Source organism: Vibrio caribbeanicus ATCC BAA-2122 (assembly GCF_000165125.1).
GTDB lineage: Bacteria > Pseudomonadota > Gammaproteobacteria > Enterobacterales > Vibrionaceae > Vibrio > Vibrio caribbeanicus.
Window position 1 is genome coordinate 204,524 of sequence record NZ_AEIU01000074.1, and the last position, 21,208, is coordinate 225,731.

The 21,208-nt window shown below is 41.4% G+C and carries 17 protein-coding genes and 1 pseudogene; 10 read left to right on the top strand and 8 right to left on the bottom strand.

All coding sequences use genetic code 11. From position 1 onward, the window contains the following. Positions 1-84: 84 nt before the first annotated feature. Positions 85-1,209, top strand: coding sequence for an acyl-CoA desaturase (locus RH40_RS10955; RefSeq protein ID WP_009601559.1), 1,125 nt, complete (start codon positions 85-87; stop codon positions 1,207-1,209). A 91-nt stretch (positions 1,210-1,300) separates the two neighbouring features. Here the strand turns inward: RH40_RS10955 and RH40_RS10960 are convergent, their stop codons facing one another. The 3 genes and pseudogenes from RH40_RS10960 to RH40_RS10970 all read right to left on the bottom strand — a co-directional run bounded on the left by RH40_RS10960 (position 1,301) and on the right by RH40_RS10970 (position 4,155). Further along, positions 1,301-2,074, bottom strand: a complete 774-nt coding sequence (locus tag RH40_RS10960) for a substrate-binding periplasmic protein (protein WP_009601560.1) — start codon at positions 2,072-2,074, stop codon at positions 1,301-1,303. Positions 2,075-2,335: 261 nt separating this feature from the next. Next, positions 2,336-2,845 (bottom strand): GNAT family N-acetyltransferase, encoded by a 510-nt coding sequence (locus RH40_RS10965; protein WP_009601561.1) that lies wholly within the window; start codon positions 2,843-2,845, stop codon positions 2,336-2,338. Positions 2,846-2,911: 66 nt separating this feature from the next. Next, a pseudogene (locus tag RH40_RS10970) lies at positions 2,912-4,155 on the bottom strand (DEAD/DEAH box helicase). Positions 4,156-4,711: 556 nt separating this feature from the next. On the opposite strand from RH40_RS10970, the gene RH40_RS10975 reads away from it, so the two are divergent. Then, positions 4,712-5,917, top strand: a complete 1,206-nt coding sequence (locus RH40_RS10975; RefSeq protein WP_009601563.1) for an aromatic amino acid transport family protein — start codon at positions 4,712-4,714, stop codon at positions 5,915-5,917. Positions 5,918-6,259: 342 nt separating this feature from the next. After that, positions 6,260-7,378: a peptide-methionine (R)-S-oxide reductase MsrB gene (msrB, locus tag RH40_RS10980; protein WP_009601564.1), complete on the top strand. Its 1,119-nt coding sequence runs from the start codon at positions 6,260-6,262 to the stop codon at positions 7,376-7,378. Positions 7,379-7,428: 50 nt separating this feature from the next. Here the strand turns inward: msrB and dbpA are convergent, their stop codons facing one another. Together dbpA and folE are read right to left on the bottom strand one after the other, a co-directional pair. Then, on the bottom strand, positions 7,429-8,805 hold the full coding sequence (gene dbpA / locus RH40_RS10985) for an ATP-dependent RNA helicase DbpA (RefSeq protein ID WP_009601565.1): 1,377 nt from the start codon (positions 8,803-8,805) through the stop codon (positions 7,429-7,431). Positions 8,806-9,168: 363 nt separating this feature from the next. Then, positions 9,169-9,822: a GTP cyclohydrolase I FolE gene (folE, locus tag RH40_RS10990; protein ID WP_009601566.1), complete on the bottom strand. Its 654-nt coding sequence runs from the start codon at positions 9,820-9,822 to the stop codon at positions 9,169-9,171. A gap of 154 nt (positions 9,823-9,976) precedes the next feature. Here folE and moeA point away from each other — a divergent pair, with 154 nt between their 5' ends. From moeA to RH40_RS11010, 4 genes are all read left to right on the top strand, one after another. Beyond that, complete coding sequence (gene moeA / locus RH40_RS10995; RefSeq protein WP_009601567.1) at positions 9,977-11,212, top strand: molybdopterin molybdotransferase MoeA; 1,236 nt, start codon at positions 9,977-9,979, stop codon at positions 11,210-11,212. Positions 11,213-11,221: 9 nt separating this feature from the next. Beyond that, positions 11,222-11,986: a molybdopterin-synthase adenylyltransferase MoeB gene (gene moeB, locus RH40_RS11000; protein WP_009601568.1), complete on the top strand. Its 765-nt coding sequence runs from the start codon at positions 11,222-11,224 to the stop codon at positions 11,984-11,986. Positions 11,987-11,995: 9 nt separating this feature from the next. Continuing rightward, positions 11,996-12,325, top strand: a complete 330-nt coding sequence (locus tag RH40_RS11005) for a hypothetical protein (protein WP_009601569.1) — start codon at positions 11,996-11,998, stop codon at positions 12,323-12,325. 95 nt (positions 12,326-12,420) lie between these two features. Continuing rightward, on the top strand, positions 12,421-13,251 hold the full coding sequence (locus RH40_RS11010) for a sulfurtransferase (protein ID WP_009601570.1): 831 nt from the start codon (positions 12,421-12,423) through the stop codon (positions 13,249-13,251). A 56-nt stretch (positions 13,252-13,307) separates the two neighbouring features. Here RH40_RS11010 and RH40_RS11015 read toward each other — a convergent pair whose 3' ends face one another. Continuing rightward, complete coding sequence (locus RH40_RS11015; RefSeq protein ID WP_009601571.1) at positions 13,308-14,291, bottom strand: sugar-binding transcriptional regulator; 984 nt, start codon at positions 14,289-14,291, stop codon at positions 13,308-13,310. 406 nt (positions 14,292-14,697) lie between these two features. On the opposite strand from RH40_RS11015, the gene tal reads away from it, so the two are divergent. Both tal and tkt read left to right on the top strand, forming a co-directional pair. Further along, positions 14,698-15,648 (top strand): transaldolase, encoded by a 951-nt coding sequence (tal, locus tag RH40_RS11020; RefSeq protein WP_009601572.1) that lies wholly within the window; start codon positions 14,698-14,700, stop codon positions 15,646-15,648. 77 nt (positions 15,649-15,725) lie between these two features. Continuing rightward, positions 15,726-17,717: a transketolase gene (tkt, locus tag RH40_RS11025; protein ID WP_009601573.1), complete on the top strand. Its 1,992-nt coding sequence runs from the start codon at positions 15,726-15,728 to the stop codon at positions 17,715-17,717. Positions 17,718-17,767: 50 nt separating this feature from the next. Here tkt and RH40_RS11030 read toward each other — a convergent pair whose 3' ends face one another. Then, positions 17,768-18,229 carry an Lrp/AsnC family transcriptional regulator gene (locus RH40_RS11030; RefSeq protein ID WP_009601574.1) on the bottom strand — a complete coding sequence of 154 codons (462 nt, stop codon included), beginning with the start codon at positions 18,227-18,229 and terminating at the stop codon, positions 17,768-17,770. Positions 18,230-18,431: 202 nt separating this feature from the next. Between RH40_RS11030 and RH40_RS11035 the strand changes: the two genes are divergently transcribed. Further along, on the top strand, positions 18,432-19,376 hold the full coding sequence (locus RH40_RS11035; RefSeq protein WP_009601575.1) for a hypothetical protein: 945 nt from the start codon (positions 18,432-18,434) through the stop codon (positions 19,374-19,376). Positions 19,377-19,425: 49 nt separating this feature from the next. Here the strand turns inward: RH40_RS11035 and RH40_RS11040 are convergent, their stop codons facing one another. Further along, positions 19,426-20,988, bottom strand: a complete 1,563-nt coding sequence (locus RH40_RS11040; protein ID WP_009601576.1) for a methyl-accepting chemotaxis protein — start codon at positions 20,986-20,988, stop codon at positions 19,426-19,428. Positions 20,989-21,208: the final 220 nt, after the last annotated feature.

Consider the following 21,208-nt stretch of genomic DNA (forward strand, 5'->3'; position numbering starts at 1 on the left):
AATTTTTGTTACTAATTCTGTTTGACTTACCAACACGTGCTGCTAATCTAGCGTACAAATGTACGCTCAAATATAAGTTAATCAATGAGTCACACTAAACCTCCCATTATTTGGTTAAATGTTTTTATCTTTCTTTCATCCTTTTTGATCGCTTGTGTATTCGTGCCTTGGTTTGGTTTAACCAAAGGGTTTGGCGCAGAACACCTTATTTGGCTGGTAATTTCTTTCTCATTTTGCAACCTGTCGATAACGGCGGGATATCATCGCCTATGGTCCCATAAAACATATGAAGCTCACTGGTCGATAAGGTTGATATTTGCAATCGGTGGCGCTTTCGCACTCCAAAATAGCGTGCTGCATTGGAGCTCAGACCATAGAATACACCACAAGCATGTTGACCATATTGACAAAGACCCCTACGCAGCAACGAGAGGTTTTTGGTTCTCACATATAGGCTGGATGCTGAGAAACTATGAAACTAACCCTATCAAAGAATATTCAAACTGTAGGGATCTCAAAAGAGATTCTATTGTTATTTGGCAACACAAGAATTATCTCTGGCTCGCATTGGCAACCAACCTTGGTTTCCCGATGCTACTTGGATTAATTTATGATGACATCCTATCTATGTTTCTTGTTGTGGGTGCTTTCAGACTGGTTCTGAGCCACCATTCTACATTTTTTATTAACTCTCTAGCGCATATATGGGGATCTCAACCCTATACCGATAAAAATTCGGCACGCGACAATACCTTACTTTCTATTTTTACTTTCGGAGAGGGGTATCATAATTACCATCATATTTTCGAAAATGATTATCGAAATGGTATCTACTGGTGGCAATATGATCCGACAAAGTGGTTGATTAAAACAATGTCGTGGCTGGGTTTAGCCAATAAACTTAAAGTAACTAGTAAATTCAAAATAGAGAAAGCAAAGGCTGAGCAGCTACTTATCAACACGAAGAAAAAAGTGATGCAATTGCCAAATTCAGAAAGTATTCAGAATACGTTGAATACTGAATTAGAAGCATTGATTGAAAAAATGCGGGAATTCTACGATGTACGCCGAGAAGTTCTCTCGATTAAAGCAAAAGATCTAAACAGCAAATACGAACGTTCAATCCTTGAATTAAAGTATCGAGTTGCAAAAAAAGAATTTGTTGTTCAAAAGAAAAATTGGCAGAAATTGAACTTACAGTACACTTAACTGGCTTGATTCTCCTTAAAGTGTCTCAAGGCATCATACAAAACGGGCACGTCTTTTATGACTTGCCCGTTTTATTAAATTAAAGCGGAGACTATCTAATATAATCTTGAACTATCTTGTCGACCTCTCCACTCGCTTTCATCTCGCCTAATATTCTATGATATTCATCTTTGAAGGTATTTTTAAACGGGTAGTTCTGCCCATCAGTCACTATGCCTAAAAACCCTTGTTCAGAACTTATCGTGGCGCCTTCAACAACGCTGGTACCATCATACTTCCCATCAGCTTTTAATTGTTTCAGTTCCCATTGTATCGAAAGCGCATCATTGGTATAACAGTCCATACGCCCTGCGATCAACTTAAGTAGATTTTTTGGCGTTCCCTTGGTCTCAGTGACTTTAATTTTGCCTGACTTTAGCAATGCGTTAAAGTCATCGCCACCAATTGAAAAGCCAGCATTCTTACCAATAGTGAGTCCAATGTAATCATCTGGCCAATTGGGCCTTGGGGTTGATAGAACTGATTGCTGGCATACGACGACCAGCTTTTCATCCAAGATCGCCATATCATATTCCATATAGGGTCTTTGCTTTGGCCTTTCATATGGAGGAAAGAGTGCAAATATTTTATTGGCTTCAATCTCTGATAACCCGCGCTTCCAAGGTGTGCTTTTAATTTTCACATTATAATTCGGCATCTTTTCGAAAATACGCTCTAGAACGGCAGTGTATATTCCGGTCATTTTTCCATTTTCGACGTAAGAATATGGCGGATAAGAATCGTCACCGTAAACTATTACATCAGTTTTTGCGTCAACTACTGATGTAAAAGCCGTAAACAAAAAAGCCACTGCTAAACGTTTCATTATATATCTCCTAAATATCAGACCAATTAATAATAACATCAATTAATTAAAGGCTCATAAAAATAGGAAGTCAAGATTATAGAAACTAAAGAGATAGCGATGAAATCTCGGCGTATTGGTACGCTCAGAAAGGGCGAGATTTCTTGTTGAACCAAGCATGTTGAGGTTACATAGTGATAAATGCTTTTATCGTAGCCAAACTACACAATTCAGATGAAATCGAATCAAAAGATATGAGCAAAAAAGTTAAAAGTTCACCACTTACTTTTCTAGAATATCTAGAACGTATTTATAGCAATGAATTGCTTCACCATTTACGCAAGCAAAATTCTCTATGAGCTCTGTTGAAACGAAACCGTTCTTTTCCAAAACACGACATGAAGCTGGATTGTCCGGTGAAGCATGCGCGACTATTTGAGTAATCCCCATGTCTGACAATTGCTCTATCATTTTTGAAACCGCCCATTTGGCGACACCTTGATTGATATGCTCTTGCCCCACACGATAACCAAGCAGAGCTGACCTTTTACCATGTTCAATTTCAGATACATTTATACGACCAACAATCTGCCTACTGTCTTTAATAAGCATAGGTAACATCTCCTGGCTATGGTAATCCAACAACAACTCTCGAATGTGCTGTTTTACACCATTTAAAGAGTAAAACTCAGCTTCACGAGGAGGAATAAATTGGTCAAACCAATCCTTATTTTGACGCTCAAATTCCAACAACGATAAAGCATCAGATAGGTTGATTAATGAAAGGTGCACGAACAACGCCTCCTGCTCTGGTTCGTATAACTCTAGTTGGCATTAGATAGAGTCCATCATTTCGTGTCAATTCTTTTTACCGCGATTAGCGTGGATCTTAAGCCTTGCTTTCATCTTTTGTTTCTCACTATTGCGGCCCCTCTTGCGTGGCGGTTTTTCATTATTCATCTCATTATCGAGAGAAGGCTCGAATCCTTTTAGCCACTCTTGAGGTAATTTGGTATCAATAAGCCTTTCAATAGCGAGAAGTGAGTCTTCTTCATTTGGGCTCATAAGAGAAATGGCAATACCAATCTGCCCTGCTCTTCCTGTACGACCGATTCGGTGTACATAATCTTCTGGTTTATATGGCATATCAAAATTTACCACTTGTTCAAGCTTTTCGATGTCTAATCCTCGGGCTGCAACATCGGTAGCAATCAGTGCTCTTACTTTGCCGTTTTTAAAATCATCGAGTGCTTTTTGTCGAGCCCCCTGACTTTTATCGCCGTTGATAGAAGCTGCCTTTATGCCATCAAGAGCCAACTCTTTAGCTAATTGATCACTTCCTTGCTTGGTTTTTGTAAAAACAAGTACTTGCTGCCAGTTACGTGAACCAATTAAGAATGCTAAGAGCTCGGCCTTGCGCTTTCTGTCTACTGGGTAAACGAGTTGTTCCACTGTTGTAGCAGTGCTATTTGAGGGCGAAACTTGAATTTCAACCGGATCAGTTAATATCTCATAAGCAATGTTTTTAATTTTTTGTCAAAAGTTGCTGAGAAAAACATAGTCTGCCGTTCTGGCTTACACCGCTTAAGAATACGCTGAATATCCGGCAAAAAGCCCATATCGAGCATTCTGTCTGCTTCATCAAAAACTAATGTAGATAAGTGCTTCAAGGTTATATTGCCGCAATATAGGTGATCTAATAACCGACCTGGCGTTGCAATGAGAATATCGCAGCCCTTAGCTAATCGACTTGTTTGAACACGAATACTGGTTCCACCATATGCTGCAACGGTGACTAAATTGGTATCGCTAGAGAGCTCGTGAAAACTCTCGTAGACCTGTTGTGCGAGTTCTCTTGTAGGGACAACAATTAGTGCTCTTAATCTTCTCTCATCTGTGCCCTGAGCTAAAGATTGAATAATTGGTAATGCAAATGCCGCTGTTTTGCCTGTGCCAGTTTGGGCACCAACGAGCAAATCCCGACCAGCTAAAGCGTGTGGAATTGCTTCAGTTTGAACTTCAGTGGGAGTTTGGTAACCCAATTCAGATATTGATGACAAAAGTGTATGGCACAGACCAAGCGTTTTAAATTCTGACAAAATAATGCATTCCGGTATTAATTAGCGGCAAGATATTAGCAGAAAAAAGCTATCACAAGTAAACATTTATACCCAAGTAACTTCACGATACTTGGGTACTTAAGCTCTTAGATAAGTTTTAGGGAAAAGTAGGCAGCAATTGTGCCTAAGTACGAGCAAGATTACTCTTCTGAGTTTTCCTCAGCAGAGGATGAATATTCAGAAAGGTTCAGACCAATTTCAATTGCATCCAAAAATTCAAGACCTTCCTCATTTTTTATGCAGTCAAACACAGTGACCTCCTTATCCATATTGTTTCTTAAAACAAATAGAATCTAACATGCTATGAGTATTAATCTTTTATATGACAAATTTATGTATGAGGAAAGAAAAATTTAAGTCAAAGAACCGTCGTGTTTGTCGTATTTCTTATTTCCCACCTCCATTTACGATTTTGTAAATTTAAATTTACAAAAATAATTTATTGTACATAGTATTGAACATCTATTGGAAAGATATAGAATGGCACGAAATATAGTTTGGACAACAAAATCCAAAATAATGTAAAGAAAAATATACAATGAATAAATCAAAGATATTAGGTAGCACCTTAATCATAGCAGGAACTACTATCGGAGCGGGAATGCTTGCCTTACCATTGACCTCTGCTGGTATTGGTTTTTCGACTTCACTGATCATTATGTTAGCGCTATGGGCTGTGATGACTTATACCGCATTGCTTATGGTTGAAGTCCACCAATATGCGAGCCCAGACGCTACTCTCCATTCTTTAGCTAAGGAATTGCTCGGCAGCAAAGGCCAATGGGTAGCAACAGCCGCAATGATGTTTTTGTTTTACTCGTTATGTGCTGCTTATATAGCGGGAGGAGGATCGCAATTTGCCGAGCGAATCACCACTCTAACAACACTAGAAGTACCAAACGCATTCGCTACCGTTATCTTCACGTTTGTTGTGGCATCGATCGTCACTATCGGTACATCAACTGTAGATAAAGTTAATAGAGTGCTGTTTTCGATCAAGATCGTGGCTATGGCGTTTGTGCTTTTTTTCCTAGCCCCAAATGTTACTGAAAGTTATCTACTAAGCTTACCCGTAGAACAAGGCCTAATTATTGCCGCCATTCCTATCATCTTTACATCATTTGGTTTTCATGGAAGTATTCCAGCAATTGTTAAATATCTAGATGGGCATACTACCTCATTGCGTAAAGTCATGCTTTTCGGCTCTGCGATTCCTCTGATCATTTATATCTTTTGGCAAGTTGTCACCTTGGGAGTAGTAAGTCAGCAAAGTTTACTAGCAGATCCTCAGTTAGGATCCTTGCTAGTCCAACTTGCCGATACTCTTCATTCATCAAATATTAGTCAGATAATTGGTGTATTTGCCGACCTTGCCTTACTAACATCTTTTCTCGGAGTGAGCTTGGGATTATTTGAATTCCTAGGTGACTCTGTGAAAGGTAATCGAGATCAGGCGTCACGACTACTCACCGGCTTTTTAACCTTCATACCACCAATGGCTTTCGCATTATTTTTTCCACAAGGTTTTATCCTCGCCTTGGGATACGCAGCGATAGCACTTGTCGTATTAGCTCTATTTTTCCCTGTTGTCTTAGTTAAGCATGCAAGAAAAACATTAAAGACTGATCAAAACTACCAAGTTTTGGGTGGAGATGGTGCTCTACTAGTAACATCTCTGGTCGGTGTGAGCATCATATTGATACAAATAGCACTTGTATTGGGAGTTATTCCTTCATTGGGATAAAAGGTCATTACATCAAAAAGGGGCGCTTTGGCGCCCTTTTTTGATCTTTTTCAGTCCAAAAGAATAAAAAAGAGGCCCTACTGAAATTTTTTCTGCAGACTCTCTTTCTAATCTTAGAGAGTACGAGACCTATTAGCCTTTACGCTGCTCGTAGAGCTGTCGGTGGAATTAATTTTCCGGCATTAATTCTGAGGTATAGTCGCCATAACCACTGCACTGTATGAAAAGAGGTCATTGATTCAAGCTAGACGTGGATTAACATTTTTACTTTAACTGAGATGCTTTTTGTCCTCGGGATTAACCACACAAGTCCAGCGAACCACAACAAGTTTAGAGGTCGATATGAAATTTACGACAAACACTGGTATATATATTTTAGGACTTGCGTTGTCCTTCCTGCCTCTGATATCACAGGCAAAAAACACAAAGTATGACACAGCGACCTTAGCCGGTGGATGCTTTTGGTGCACAGAGTCAGACTTAGAAAAACTGTCAGGTGTCGTAGCTGTTGAATCAGGCTACTCAGGAGGGACTTTAGATAACCCAAGTTACAAACAGGTATCGTCGGGTAAATCTGGACATATAGAGGTTATCAATGTCACGTACGATACGTCGCAACTTACTTATGAACAAGTTCTCGATCAATTCTTTCGCCACATCGATCCTACGGACGATAAGGGCTCATTTGTCGACCGTGGGCCACAGTACCGACCTGCTATATTTTTTCGCAATCAGGCTCAGAAACTGACTGCAGAGAAGTTTATTAAAGAAATAGATAACCTTGGTATTTTTAAAAAGCCGCTGAAAACTGAATTGATTGAATTCACCAAGTTTTGGCCTGCGGAGGATTATCATCAGGACTATTACAAGCGTAATAAAGTCCGCTACTCATATTACCGTTATGCCTCTGGACGTGACCAGTACCTTGATACAATTTTCGGAAAAGATAGAGAGAAGATGTCAGTAACCTTGCGTCAGCTCATCGATGAAAAGAACCGGCTTGCAACACTCAAAACCTATCAAAAGCCGAGTAATTCTGAGATAAAATCAAAACTTACTGACATTCAGTATTATGTTACCCAAGAAGACGGGACAGAGCGTGCGTTTGATAACCCATATTGGGATAACAAACAAGCTGGTATCTACGTCGATATTGTATCCGGAGAGCCTCTGTTTTCATCGGTAGACAAATATAAATCTGGAACTGGCTGGCCTAGCTTTACCAAGCCTATCAATGAACATTACATTGTTGAAAAAACGGATTACCATTTGATCTACCCAAGAACAGAAATCAGAAGTCGATTTGCAGACTCTCACCTAGGCCATGTCTTCACTGATGGCCCTGCTCCAACTGGATTACGATACTGTATGAACTCTGCTTCGATGAAATTTATCCCAGTGGCAGAGATGGAGGCAGAGGGATATGCTGACTATTTGTACCTATTTGATAACCCAAGCTAAACCTTTTTAACAACCCATTTAGGGGCAAGCGTAACTTGCCCCTAACACTATTATTTAAGGATCCTCGCCTTAAATTGACGACCTTTCATCTTGCCGGTCTGCAATTGCTTCAACGCTGCTTTTACAACATCATGCTCAACAGCAACATAGGACACCATCGCCAATATATTGATTTTGCCGATTTTACTCGCTGCAATGTTAGCTTGTTTGGTTAAAGCTCCGAGAATATCCCCTGCTCGCACTTTTTGTTTTTTACCACCTAAGATTTGAATCGTAGCCATTTTAGGGTAAAACGGACGCTCGATAAGCTTTTGAGGAAGTTGAGAAGGAAGACATTCGATGTCCATATACTCTTCGATCCTTGCTACACGATAGGACTCTCTGGCAGTAAAAAAGCTGAATGCTAAACCTTCTGCACCCGCTCGCCCTGTTCGACCAATTCGGTGGACGTGAACTTCAGGGTCTCGCGATAATTCAAAGTTAAACACAGCATCAAGGTTATCAACATCTAAACCACGCGCTGCGACATCCGTAGCAACTAATATGGAAGTGCTCTTGTTTGCAAATGTTATCAGAGCCCTTTCCCGCTCTCTTTGTTCCATATCTCCATGCAATTCAGCAACATTGAATCCTAATCGATCAAGTTCATCACTTACATCTTGTACTTCTTTCTTTGTATTACAAAAAACAACCGATGATTCAGGCTTATAGTGGAGTAACAAGGTCTCGAGAGCATCATCTTTGGCTTCGGTGCCATCAACTTCATAGAAGAATTGTTTGATGGTCGTTTTTTCATCATGAGTTTGTGTTTTGATCATTTGTGCTTCAGAAGTGACTTTCTCTGCTAGCACCTCAATATGTTTCGGATAAGTTGCACTAAAAAGCAGCGTTTGTCGATTTATTGGCAATTCAGACACTAACGTGTCAATTGCATCTTCGAAACCCATATCGAGCATACGATCAGCCTCATCAAGGACAAACGTATTAATATCTGAAAATTGAATGCGTCCCTTTGACATGTGGTCCAGTATTCTACCCGGTGTTCCAACTATGATGTGAGCTCCATGTTCAAGTGAGCCTATTTGAGGCCCCATCGGCATTCCACCACACAAAGTCAGTACTTTTACATTGTGTCTACCTCTCGCCAGAGTCCGTATTTCTTTGGCTACCTGATCGGCCAACTCTCGAGTTGGGCAGAGAACCAGCGTCTGTATTCGAAAACGCTCAACATTCAGGTTGTTCAAGATCCCCAAAGAGAAAGTAACCGTTTTACCAGAGCCTGTTTTTCCCTGCCCTATAACATCCTTGCCCTCAAGAATAGCAGGTAAGGCTTGCTGCTGAATTGCCGTCATCTGGCTAAAACCCAAACTATCGAGCGTAACAAGAAGGTCGGATGCTAAATTGAGAGTATTGAATGAAGTAGACAAGGGTTCACCTTAATTTTGTTTATCGATAGTGGTTGATATAACCAAAACAAAACCGCCTCAGATTTGAAGCGGTTTTTGACTGATTCTTAGTAACTATACCCAAGTAACCTCAAGATGCTAGGTTCAGCGAGAATGGCTTGCTTGACAGGCAAGGCAACGATTTGAAAATCTAGTCATCTAAATTGAAAATCGGTAACGACGCATGTAAAGCAAGACAACTCGCCCTTTGGGAGCGTGCCACAGTGCCGATTTCATCGTCAAACAACTTGGTAAGAGTTCACTATTACGCGGCGTTATTTTCCTTGAATTCAACACTGTGGCATCGCTCTGAATCCTGCATTTTGAAGTCACTTGGGTATAATTTTATCTTATACCGTGCAAGAACTCATGGCGCGTCGCAGGATTAGATTTAAATATACCACCGAGGGCTGTAGTTGTAGTTTCACTCGTCGCATCCATAACACCACGAGATTTTACGCAATAGTGAGTCGCATCCATCGTAACCGCAACATCGTCTGTTTCAAGCAATGTCTGAAGAGCAACCAGTATTTGCTGTGTCATTCGCTCTTGCACCTGAGGTCGCTGAGAAAAGAACCGAACAATTCGATTGATTTTTGATAGGCCGATAATTTTCCCGCGAGGGATGTATGCAACAGTCGCCATTCCGTCAATAGTGACAAGATGATGCTCACAAGTACTGGTAAGGGTTATCCCTTTAACTCGAACCATTTCATTAACATTCATCTTATTTTCGATCATGGTGACTTTTGGAAAGTTTTTATAATCGAGACCCGAAAAGATTTCGTCAACATACATTTTGGCGATCCTTTGCGGGGTTTCTTCAAGGCTGTCATCCGACAGGTCAAGTGCCAAAAGAGAAAGGATTTCACGCATGTGGTACTGAATTTTCTCTTTCTTTTCTTCACGACTGTATTGATTTGGTAACATTGGCGTTTCCAAACCACGACTTTCTAACGCCGCTTTGACCAACTTTGCAGATTCACTTAACTCTGACATTCGACTACCTCTTACATAACCCGAAACGGATGGACGACAAGGATACTCGGATTTTTAACGAATTACACCCATATTTTAATGAAGGTCATTACAGCCCAATAGCAGTCTGTGTTAGACTTTTTGCCGATTTGTGAAATTTTAACAGGATTCAAAAATGGGATGCTTTGACATACCTGGCTTAATACCCGTCGATGAAGCACTTGGTCGACTTCTATCGTCTGTCACTTCTATCGATTCCACTCTCTCTTTACCACTGTCAGACGCAATGGGTTATGTATTGGCATCTAGTGTCAAAGCACCAGCTGATGTCCCCCCGTTTGATAACTCAGCAATGGATGGCTACGCGATTAGGACTTCTGAGCTTTCGACTGTTCAGACCTTCCCCGTATCCGGTCAATCCTTTGCTGGTGCTCCATTCAACGGTACTTTGAGCGAACAGTCATGTATCCGTATTATGACCGGAGCAGAAATTCCTTTTGATTATGACGCCGTTATCATGCAGGAGGACGTAGAAGTTTCCGATAAAGGTATCACTTTCGACATTGAGCGAGTCTCTAAATACCAAAACATAAGATTTAAAGGTAACGACATCCAAAAAAACGATGTTGCATTAGAATCAGGAACTCGGCTGACTGCAAGAGATATTGCTCTGCTCGCAACATTAGGGATAGACGAAGTTAAGGTTGTACGTAAACCACGTGTGGCTTTTTTTTCAACTGGCGATGAATTAAGGCCCGTCGGTGAAAAACTAAGTTCAGGGCAGATATACGACAGCAACCGCTACGCTGTTAAAGCGATGCTCGAAAAACTTGGTTGTGAGGCAATCGATCTAGGTATTGTTCCTGATTCCCCCGAGAGGCTGACAGAAACGTTCAAACATGCTCAGTCCATAAGCGACCTTATTATCAGTACAGGCGGAGTAAGCGTAGGAGAAGCCGACTTCACTAAAGATGTTCTCGCAGCATTAGGAGAAATTAACTTCTGGAAATTAGCAATAAAACCGGGAAAGCCCTTCGCTTTCGGTAAAATAGAGAATACGCTTTTTTGTGGGTTACCGGGAAACCCTGTCTCTGCAATGGTTACCATGTACGTCTTAGTCCAGCCTTTAATAGCAAAGCTTGCTGCCCATTCGAAATGGCAAAAACCAACAACATTACTCGCGACTACACGAAGCCACTTTAAAAAGTCACCCGGTAGAACAGATTATCAACGTGGAATATACACCGTAGAAGACGGTAAAATTTTCGTGGAGACAACAGGAAATCAAAGCTCTGGAGCCTTTCGCTCTATGAGTTTAGCTAATTGCTTTATCGTTTTGGAAAGAGAACGAAGCTCAGTAAAGAAAGGGGAAACTGTCACTATCGAACTCTTTAATTCGACATTTTACTAAGGTATGCATTTGAATATACTCTCGGATCAAGAAGTCTTGCGTTACAATCGGCAGATCTCTTTAAATCAGTTTGATTTTGAAGGTCAGGAGGCGTTAAAGCAAAGTAAAGTGCTCATTGTCGGTCTTGGTGGTTTGGGTTGTTCTGCGGCTCAATATCTCACAGCATCCGGTGTTGGAACACTGACGTTGGTTGATGATGATAGTGTTGAACTCTCAAACTTACACCGGCAAGTCCTTCACACAGATGAAGATATTGGAAAACTAAAAGTCATTTCCGCTAAGCAAACATTACAGCAACTCAACCCCCATGCTCACTTCGCTGTAATTAAGCGCCGATTAAATGATGAGGAGCTCCTAGCTTTAATCAAGGAGCATGCGCTAGTCTTAGATGCTTCTGATAACTTAAACACTCGGAATCAATTGAATCGACTCTGCTTTAATCTTAAAAAAACGTTGATTTCTGGTGCAGCTATTCGTATGGAAGGCCAGGTTTTAGTTTTCGATTATACTGATTCAGACACACCTTGCTATCAATGCTTCAGTTCACTCTTTTCATCGCAAGAGCTAACTTGTGTCGAGAGCGGCGTGATGCCTCCTCTGGTTGGCATAGTTGGAGCAACACAAGCGATGCAAGCAATAAAGGTGCTCACAAACTTTGGTTCAACGAAAAAAGGCGTTATTCTTATGCTAGATGCGATGACCATGGCATGGAGAGAAATGAAACTAACCAAACGCCCCTCTTGCTCGGTTTGTGGGAGCGTAGATGAGGGATAATAACCCGATATGTCGATGAGCAAGAGGCTCAAGCGCGGTTGTTACTATTGTCTCGCAGGGTTGACCTTAGTTATCACACTTTCAACTTTAGGCTTCTTGAGCTTTGATGAGAACATAAGCTATCAAGAGGCCTTATTAGTCTCTCAAAATAACACCTATTCTCTCGATGGTACGAGAAAGTACTTTCAAATCGCACTTAAAGACAAAACCATTAAAACTATTCTTGTGCCATCAACGGCTAATTGTAAGCGAGGAACATATATACAAATATCGGTTCGTCATTCGTTACTTACAGGCAAAGATATCTACTCTTTTGTTGGCTGTAATTTAAATAAATAGTTGGTCAATATATGCTAGGATATAGCAAAGCTCATATCGATTTGTCTTGATGTTATTTGGTTATCAGAACCTCAATGAAAATAGAAGGAATGCAGATGTCGCCACTAGTCTCCCCCAAAGACGTAGTCGAACTACAAAAAATAGGGAATTTGATTTTACTCGATGCAAGTATCGAATTTAAAATTCCTGCTGAAACGGAAAAAGATACCAGTAATTTTATTCCTGGTACGGTACGTTTTGATTACGACAGTGTCTTCTGCGATCCTGATTCCTCTTTACCACACATGATGCCTTCAGAAGAGAGATTCAACCAACTTGCCCAAGATATTGGCCTGAATCATGACTCGACCATTGTGGTTTATGACAACAGTGGTACGTTCGCATCGCCCAGAGCTTGGTGGATGTTAAGAGCGATGGGCCATGAACACGTTTTTGTTCTCAATGGTGGCTTAACGGAGTGGAAAAACCAGCAGTTACCAACGACCAATCATTATGATGAACCCAAAGGCAAAGGTAATTTCGCAGGAAAACTCGATCCTAGTTTCTTTGTTGATGCTGAATATGTGTTACAGAATATCCAAAATGAGCATAGCCAAACTGTAGACGCGAGATCTCTTGAGCGCTTTAAAGCAAAAGTTCCAGAGCCGCGTCAAGGTATTCGCTCGGGTCATATTCCCCAATCAGTCTGCCAACCGTTTGTCCAATTAATGGATGGTCATAAGCTCAAGACAATTCCAGAGCTTACTGCTCTGCTTTCCCAAACGATGCAGAAAAATTGTCAAGAGCATATCTTCAGTTGCGGCTCAGGAGTAACAGCAGCCATCGTTTTGCTTGCATCGTATCTATGTGGCTATACTAATTTGCGGATTTACGATGGCTCTTGGACTGAATGGGGAGCTAACACAAAGCTGCCGGTTGAAGTCTAAACCTACTCGCGTAGCCAAGGCGAGTTGGAGTCTTGGTTACGATAGTATTTGTCGATTCATTTTAACTGTTCGTCGAGGTTCAGTACCGTTAAAGCATTCGATACACTTGTTGCGATAACATCAACGACACCAGTTCGCAATGCCCCGAGTAGAGCAAGGGGTTTGCTGTTTTCTGCTGCAACTGCGACTACCTCAGAAATTGGACGAAAATCCTCAACACTTAGTCCAATCACTCGATCACTCATAACGGTTTCGACACAGGCACCATGTACATCAAAGAAATCATAACCTGCGAAGTCTCCCACAATACCTTGTGAAGATCTTGATTCAACGACTTCTTGAGCAGTAAACCACCCTAAATCAACCATATAGCTGTTTTCACTCATGTCACCCACACCAACCAATGCCATGTCAGCTTTTCTTGCCAAATCTAGCGTTTGCTTAACTGTTGAGTTTTCCATAAAGGCCTGTTTTTGTGTGTAGTTTTCAGCATAGGCTGGTGCATATAAGGTTTCTGACGTACCGCCATAGCTCTTAGCAAATTGCCGACAAATATGGTCAGCATTAAACATACCACCTCGCGGATGAATCCCTCCGATTCCGCAAACGAACTTCACATCACGCTGAGGGATCACTCCCACATGGTGAGCCACCGCAGAAACATTACGGCCTTGGCCAATGGTAACCACATGGCCATTTTTTATCGAGCTCACCAAATATTTGGAAACTAGGCTGGCAACGAGTCTGCGCTGCTTTTCTTCATCTGGTTGATCAAGTGCAATCAATGCACGCTTCACTCCGAACCTCTCAATCAACCTTTGTTCTATCTTAGCGCTGAACACTGGATGATATTTTACCGTTATTTCAACGACACCTTCTTCTCTAGCTTGCCTCAACAGGCGCCCTACTTTTGCTCGCGAAATAGTAAATTTCTTAGATATTTCCTCCTGAGTTGCCCCATCTTGATAATAAGCAACTGAGACTTCAGTAAGAAGATCTCTAACATCGTCTGCCATCTCTTTATGTGTTTTATCCACCATCACTTAAACCTATCGTTATTTACGTACTCGGCATGGGCATATGCTCACACAAATAACATTTGCTCAACTAAAAGTTCAAACTATTTAAATGCTAACATCCACTTTATTCAAGAAAAAACGAGCGTATTTTCGTCAAAAACATACCCAAAGATTAGATTTACTCTCAAATTTGGAGCATCTCTAGTTATCGATTGACATTTTCATTGGATAAGATAAATATGAATCCATCATTTACTCAACGAACGAGCAATTGCTCACCAAGAATTTCCTTGAGCTAAAAATTTACAATAATCGGTGACGTTATCAGAGCAATACTTGGCTCAAAGGGTTACAATGCCGACTATTCATGAAGTAACAAATGTCTTTTACCACTTTAGGTGGATGCCCATTAAATAGGATGACAAAAATGAGCAACAAACTAGAGCAACTTCGCAAGCTAACTACGGTCGTAGCAGACACAGGTGAAATTGAGGCTATCAAAAAATACCAACCTGAAGACGCCACAACTAACCCATCACTCATTCTGAAAGCCGCTCAAATTGAAGAATATGCACCATTAATCGATGCAGCAATTCAATACGCAAAAGCCCAAAGCGACGATAAATCTCAACAAGTTCAAGATACTTGTGACATGTTAGCCGTGAATATCGGTAAAGAAATTCTTAAGACAATCCCAGGTCGAATTTCTACTGAAGTTGATGCACGTTTGTCGTACGACACTGACGCAAGCGTAGCTAAAGCACGTCAACTAGTTAAGATGTACAACGATGCAGACATCTCAAATGATCGTATCCTGATCAAACTCGCATCAACTTGGGAAGGCATTCGCGCTGCTGAAATTCTAGAAAAAGAAGGCATCAACTGTAACTTAACTCTTTTATTCTCATTCGCTCAGGCAAGAGCGTGTGCAGAAGCTGGCGTGTTCTTAATCTCTCCATTCGTAGGTCGCATCATGGACTGGTACAAAGCGAAAGAAGGCCGTGACTTTGAAGCGCAAGAAGATCCAGGCGTTCTGTCTGTATCTAAGATATATAACTATTACAAAAACTACGGTTACAAAACTGTAGTTATGGGTGCAAGCTTCAGAAATATTGATGAAATTCTTGAACTTGCGGGTTGTGATCGTTTAACTATTGCACCAGCACTATTAGCAGAACTTGAAGCTTCACAAGGTGAAGTCGTCGCGAAACTTATTGACTCTAACGGTCAAGAAACTCGCCCTGCATCTATGTCGCATTCTGAATTCTTGTGGGAACACAACCAAGATGCTATGGCAGTGGAAAAGCTGGCTGAAGGTATTCGCAACTTTGCTGTGGATCAAGGCAAACTTGAAGCTATGATCGAAGCAAAACTTTAAGTGATTATTGTGAACAAAAAGACACGCGCTTTTTGTTCATTAACTTGTAGAATTCTTTATTAAATTTGGTAATCAATATGGATCGTAAACTCCTCGCAAATGCTATTCGTGCCTTGAGCATGGATGGTGTACAACAAGCTAATTCTGGTCACCCAGGCGCTCCAATGGGTATGGCAGACATCGCAGAAGTTTTATGGCGCTCGCACCTCAATCACAACCCAAGTAATCCTGAATGGGCAGATCGTGACAGATTTGTCCTTTCGAATGGTCACGGCTCTATGCTGATCTATTCATTGTTGCACCTTTCTGGTTATGAGCTATCAATTGACGAACTGAAGAACTTCCGCCAGCTTCATTCAAAAACACCTGGCCATCCAGAGTACGGTTACGCGCCTGGAATCGAAACGACGACAGGACCACTTGGTCAAGGTATCACTAATGCCGTAGGTATGGCACTTGCAGAAAAAACACTCGCTGCCCAATTTAATAAACCTGGCCACGACGTTGTTGATCACTACACTTATGCCTTTATGGGTGATGGCTGTCTGATGGAAGGGGTTTCACACGAAGCTTGTTCTCTTGCAGGAACTCTTGGACTAGGTAAGCTTATCGCATTTTGGGATGACAACGGCATCTCTATCGATGGTGATGTGGAAGGTTGGTTCTCTGACGACACAGTAAAACGTTTTGAAGCTTACGGATGGCATGTTATCCCTGCCGTGGATGGACATGATTCAGATGCTATCGATGCAGCTATTGTCAAAGCGAAATCAGATCCGCGTCCAACTCTAATCTGTACTAAGACTATTATTGGATTTGGCTCACCTAATAAAGCGGGCTCTCATGACTGCCACGGTGCACCACTTGGTGCAGAAGAAATCGCCGCTACTCGCCAGAAATTGGGTTGGGAACACGGTCCTTTTGACATCCCTGCCGATATTTATGCGCAGTGGGATGCAAAAGAAGCTGGTCAGGCGAAAGAAGCCGCATGGAATGAAAAATTCGATGCTTATGCAAAAGCATTCCCACAAGAGGCAGCTGAGCTAAAACGTCGTCTAAATGGTGAATTGCCGGCACAATGGGAAGAAAAAGCCAGCCAGATCATTGCGGATCTACAAGCTAACCCGGCTAACATAGCATCACGTAAAGCCTCGCAAAACGCACTAGAAGCTTTTGGTGCCATGCTACCTGAGTTCTTAGGTGGATCAGCGGATCTCGCGCCTTCAAACTTAACCATGTGGTCTGGTTCTAAGTCTCTTTCTGCTGAAGATGCATCTGGTAACTACGTTCACTATGGTGTGCGTGAGTTCGGAATGACAGCTATCATTAACGGCGTTGCGCTCCATGGTGGTTTCATTCCTTACGGAGCTACGTTCCTAATGTTTATGGAATATGCGCGTAATGCAATGCGTATGGCTGCGTTGATGAAGATTCAGAATATCCAAGTCTACACACATGATTCTATTGGCTTAGGTGAAGATGGTCCAACTCACCAGCCTGTTGAGCAAATGGCTTCACTGCGTCTAACACCGAATATGAGTACATGGCGTCCATGTGACCAAGTAGAATCGGCTGTAGCTTGGAAGCTAGCAATTGAACGTAAAGATGCTCCGACATCTCTTATCTTCTCACGCCAAAATCTCGCGCAACAAACACGTACGGCTGAGCAAGTTGCAAACATTGCTAAAGGTGGATACACCTTGAAAGACTGTCAGGGTCGCCCTGACTTAATTCTAATTGCAACAGGTTCTGAAGTTGAATTGGCAGTATCTGCAGCTGATGAATTAAGCCTTCAAGGTAAACAAGTACGCGTGGTTTCTATGCCTTCTACTGATGCGTTTGACAAACAAGACGCAAGCTACCGTGAAAGCGTACTGCCTTCAGACGTAACCGCTCGTATCGCAATAGAAGCAGGTATCGCAGATTTCTGGTATAAATATGTTGGCTTTGACGGCCGTATCATAGGTATGACAAGCTTTGGTGAGTCAGCACCAGCAGGCGAACTGTTTAAATTGTTCGGTTTCACTGTAGAGAACGTAGTCAAAACTGCACAAGAGCTTCTTGATTAAATTCAAGTTGAACACAGAGTTAAAAAACCGAGCATCATGCTCGGTTTTTTTTAGTCGAGATTAATCTCAGTTGTGCATTTTACCGTTCTCGTCGAGACCGATGTATGAAATTTGCGTATGTTTTCGTCTTTATGGATCACTCTTTCAACAAAACTCTCATACGATTGGATATCAGGGACAGAAACAATCAGTACGAAATCAAAGCTCCCTGTTATTTGGTAGCACTGAGTCACCTCTGGTGCTTTTTCTATCACTGCTCTAAATCTCGAATAGATATCTGATCTATCCCGTTCCATTTCGATCGAAACAATTAACGTGAGCTTATTTCCCGCGAGACTTGGATTTAAGATTGAGACATCATGAACAATAGCATTAACTTCTCTGAGCCGTTTCACTCGTTTCAAACAAGCCGGTGGTGACAGACCAACTTCATCAGCTAGCTCAACATTTGGGATCCTGTTATTTTTTTGCAGACGAGCCAGTATTTTTCGGTCTAAACGATCAATTTCCATAAATTTCTCAATATAAGCTTTTTAAGAAATATAACTCAAAATAAAGATAAATTAAAAAACTGTTGCACGTTTTTATTGTTCATTCTCAACATCAAATTTCTTGACTAAAAGGTAGGATATACCCAAGTAACCTCAAGATGCTAGGTCCAGCGAGAATAGCTTGCTTTACAGGCAAGGCAACGATTTGAAAAAGGATTATCACATGAATAAGTTGAACCGTTTTATTTCTGAGCTCTTCAGAGAAATATGTGATGTTGTATGGTCTCTTTATAAAATCATGATCCCCATGCTTATCTGCGTAAAAATTGCAGAAGAGCTCGGAGCAATATCGATTTTGAGCGATTGGCTCAGCCCATTAATGACTTTATTAGGTTTACCGGAGGAGATGGGGCTTGTATGGGCGACGACAATCCTTACCAATATATATGCAGGCTTATTGGTTTTTATGGACTCGGGAGCAAGCCTCACCATTGCCCAAGCCTCTGTGCTAGGCACCCTATTGCTCTTTGCTCACTCCTTACCTTTAGAGGCTGCTATTACAAAAAAAGCTGGGGTGAGCTTTTCTCTATCGATTATTTTTCGTGTTGTGTGCGGAGTGGTTTTTGCCTTTGTGCTACACAAACTGTATCAAGGCTTAGGTGTCTTCGAGCAACAAGCACAAGTTGTTTTCCAACTCACACCAACCCAAGACCAAAGCTATCTTGCTTGGACATGGGATCAATTTAAAAACCTTATGATGATATTCGTTATTATCGCAGGTATGTTGTTAGCACTCAAAGTAATGCGCTTAATCGGTGTTGAGAGGTTACTTGCTCGATTACTAAAGCCGTTTTTAAAGGTCATTGGCATCAGCCCCAAAGCAACAAATATGACGATAATTGGGATTACTTTAGGGATATCATTTGGCGGGGCTTTGTTGATTAATGAGGCAAAGAGAGGTCAAATACCAAAAAGAGATGTTTTCAGTGCAGTTATGTTATTAAACCTTTCCCACAGCATGATTGAGGATACCATTTTATTGCTTTTAATTGGCGCGGACTTTATCTCGATTTTTTGGGGCAGACTCATTTTTAGTCTAGTGGTGGTTGCCATCATTTCCCATGGCTTACAAACGATTGAGTATTGGAAGATACGAAAAGCGATTTAGTTAAGCCCCGCAAGGGGCTTATTATCTGAGCTGATTGAACTCGGTTACTTTATGACTTTTCCTCAAAACGCCTTGCCAATTGATGAAACTCATCAACCTGATCTTTCAGTTCTTGAGAATGCTCCTTCACAGAGCGCGTAGCATCCAAGTTTTGTTCCGCAGTTGATGCTATCGATTGAATATGTAAATTGACATCGCTAGAAAGCCTGCGCTGGTTACCTGCTGAGTTTTCAACAGACTGCATTAAGTCATTCATCGACTTCATTAAATCTTCGACCTCAGAAAGTCTTTCGGAGCTGAGTTTGGCCACATCACCGCAAGAATCGGTTTGTTTTTTGTTGTCCAATATGTCGCTCTGCCAGCTCTCGATTGTATTGAGCATGGCATCGATACTATCTTTGATCTGTACTGTAGCATTAGAGGTTCGTCCAGAAAGCGCTCGTACTTCATCTGCCACAACCGCAAAGCCTCTGCCCTGCTCACCTGCTCGAGCCGCTTCAATTGCTGCGTTCAATGCCAGTAAGTTAGTTTGCTCAGCGATACCTCCTATCTCCTCCATCATCTGACTGACGTTTTGAGCTTGCTCACTAAGTTGGTAAGTTGTCTGGGTTGCTTTTTCTGCTTGAGCACTCAAACTTTCCAAGTTTTGGTGTGTTTGCGTAATACTTTGCTTAGCACCATCACAAGTTTTAAGCGTTACATCAACAATTTGGTGAGCTTCTTGAGCATTGGAGGACACTTCATTTGCTGTAGCCTCGACGGCTTCCGTAGCCTCTCGCACTTGTAAAATATCTTTGGTTTGTTGAGCAAGAGCGTCCGTTACTTGATAGGACGTCGCACTCAAGTTGTCAGCGAGATCTTGAAGTGGCTTAGTTGAATCAGTCATTCTGCCAAGCACCGTTCTGATCCGTGCAGAAAGCAGTTTAATGTGAAAATCAGCAACAGAGAACTTTTTGTTACCCGAATAAATCATTCGACTGATACTATCGTACTTATTCTTAAGCTTATTTAACTCAACAGGCGTATCGATTAACTCTTGTTTAAACAGCAAGGCAAGGATCACGAGAGGTGCTGAGTTGAACAACAAGCTCATCCCACCACTAAGGTCAAAGAAACCAGCAATAATTGGTGACAATAATCCTGCGAAGAGGAGCAGATATCTAAGGCCGTCGTTAATCTCAAACGATAATGACTTGCCACTTTTCTCTGCCTTGCGCAGCTGTGCGTAAGCCTTTTCTGCCGTTTCTACCCATTCTCGTTTGGGCTTAACCCTAACGGATTGATAACCGATTTTTTTGTTACCCTCATAAATCGGTGTAACGTAGGCATCCACCCAATAATAACCGTGTGACTTGGTGCGGTTCTTAACGATTCCTCGCCATGCCTCACCTTTTTTGAGGTGATGCCACATATCGGCAAAGGCTGCCTTCGGCATATCTCTGTGGCGGATGCAATTGTGATTTTTCCCTAACAACTCTTCTTGAGTAAATCCAGCAATTCGAGCGAATTCTTCGTTGCTGTATGTAATTACACCATGTAGATCGGTAGTTGATACAAGCTGTTCATGGCTCTCTACCATTATTTCACGTTCTGACGATCGGTGGGCTGACATTATTAGCTACTTCTCTCGTGTCTTGTTAGATGACGAAATATAAACAATATTTGAATGACTGACAAAATATTGATCTTAGATAACCAGAAATATTTGAAGTGATTCGCTTATCATCCAGTTAAATTTAATAAAAATATGAATTGCAAGTTTAAAAAATAGAACACTATTGTAAGTGATATGAGTCTAAATATTATTTGATTTAGATCAATTTTTAGCGAGC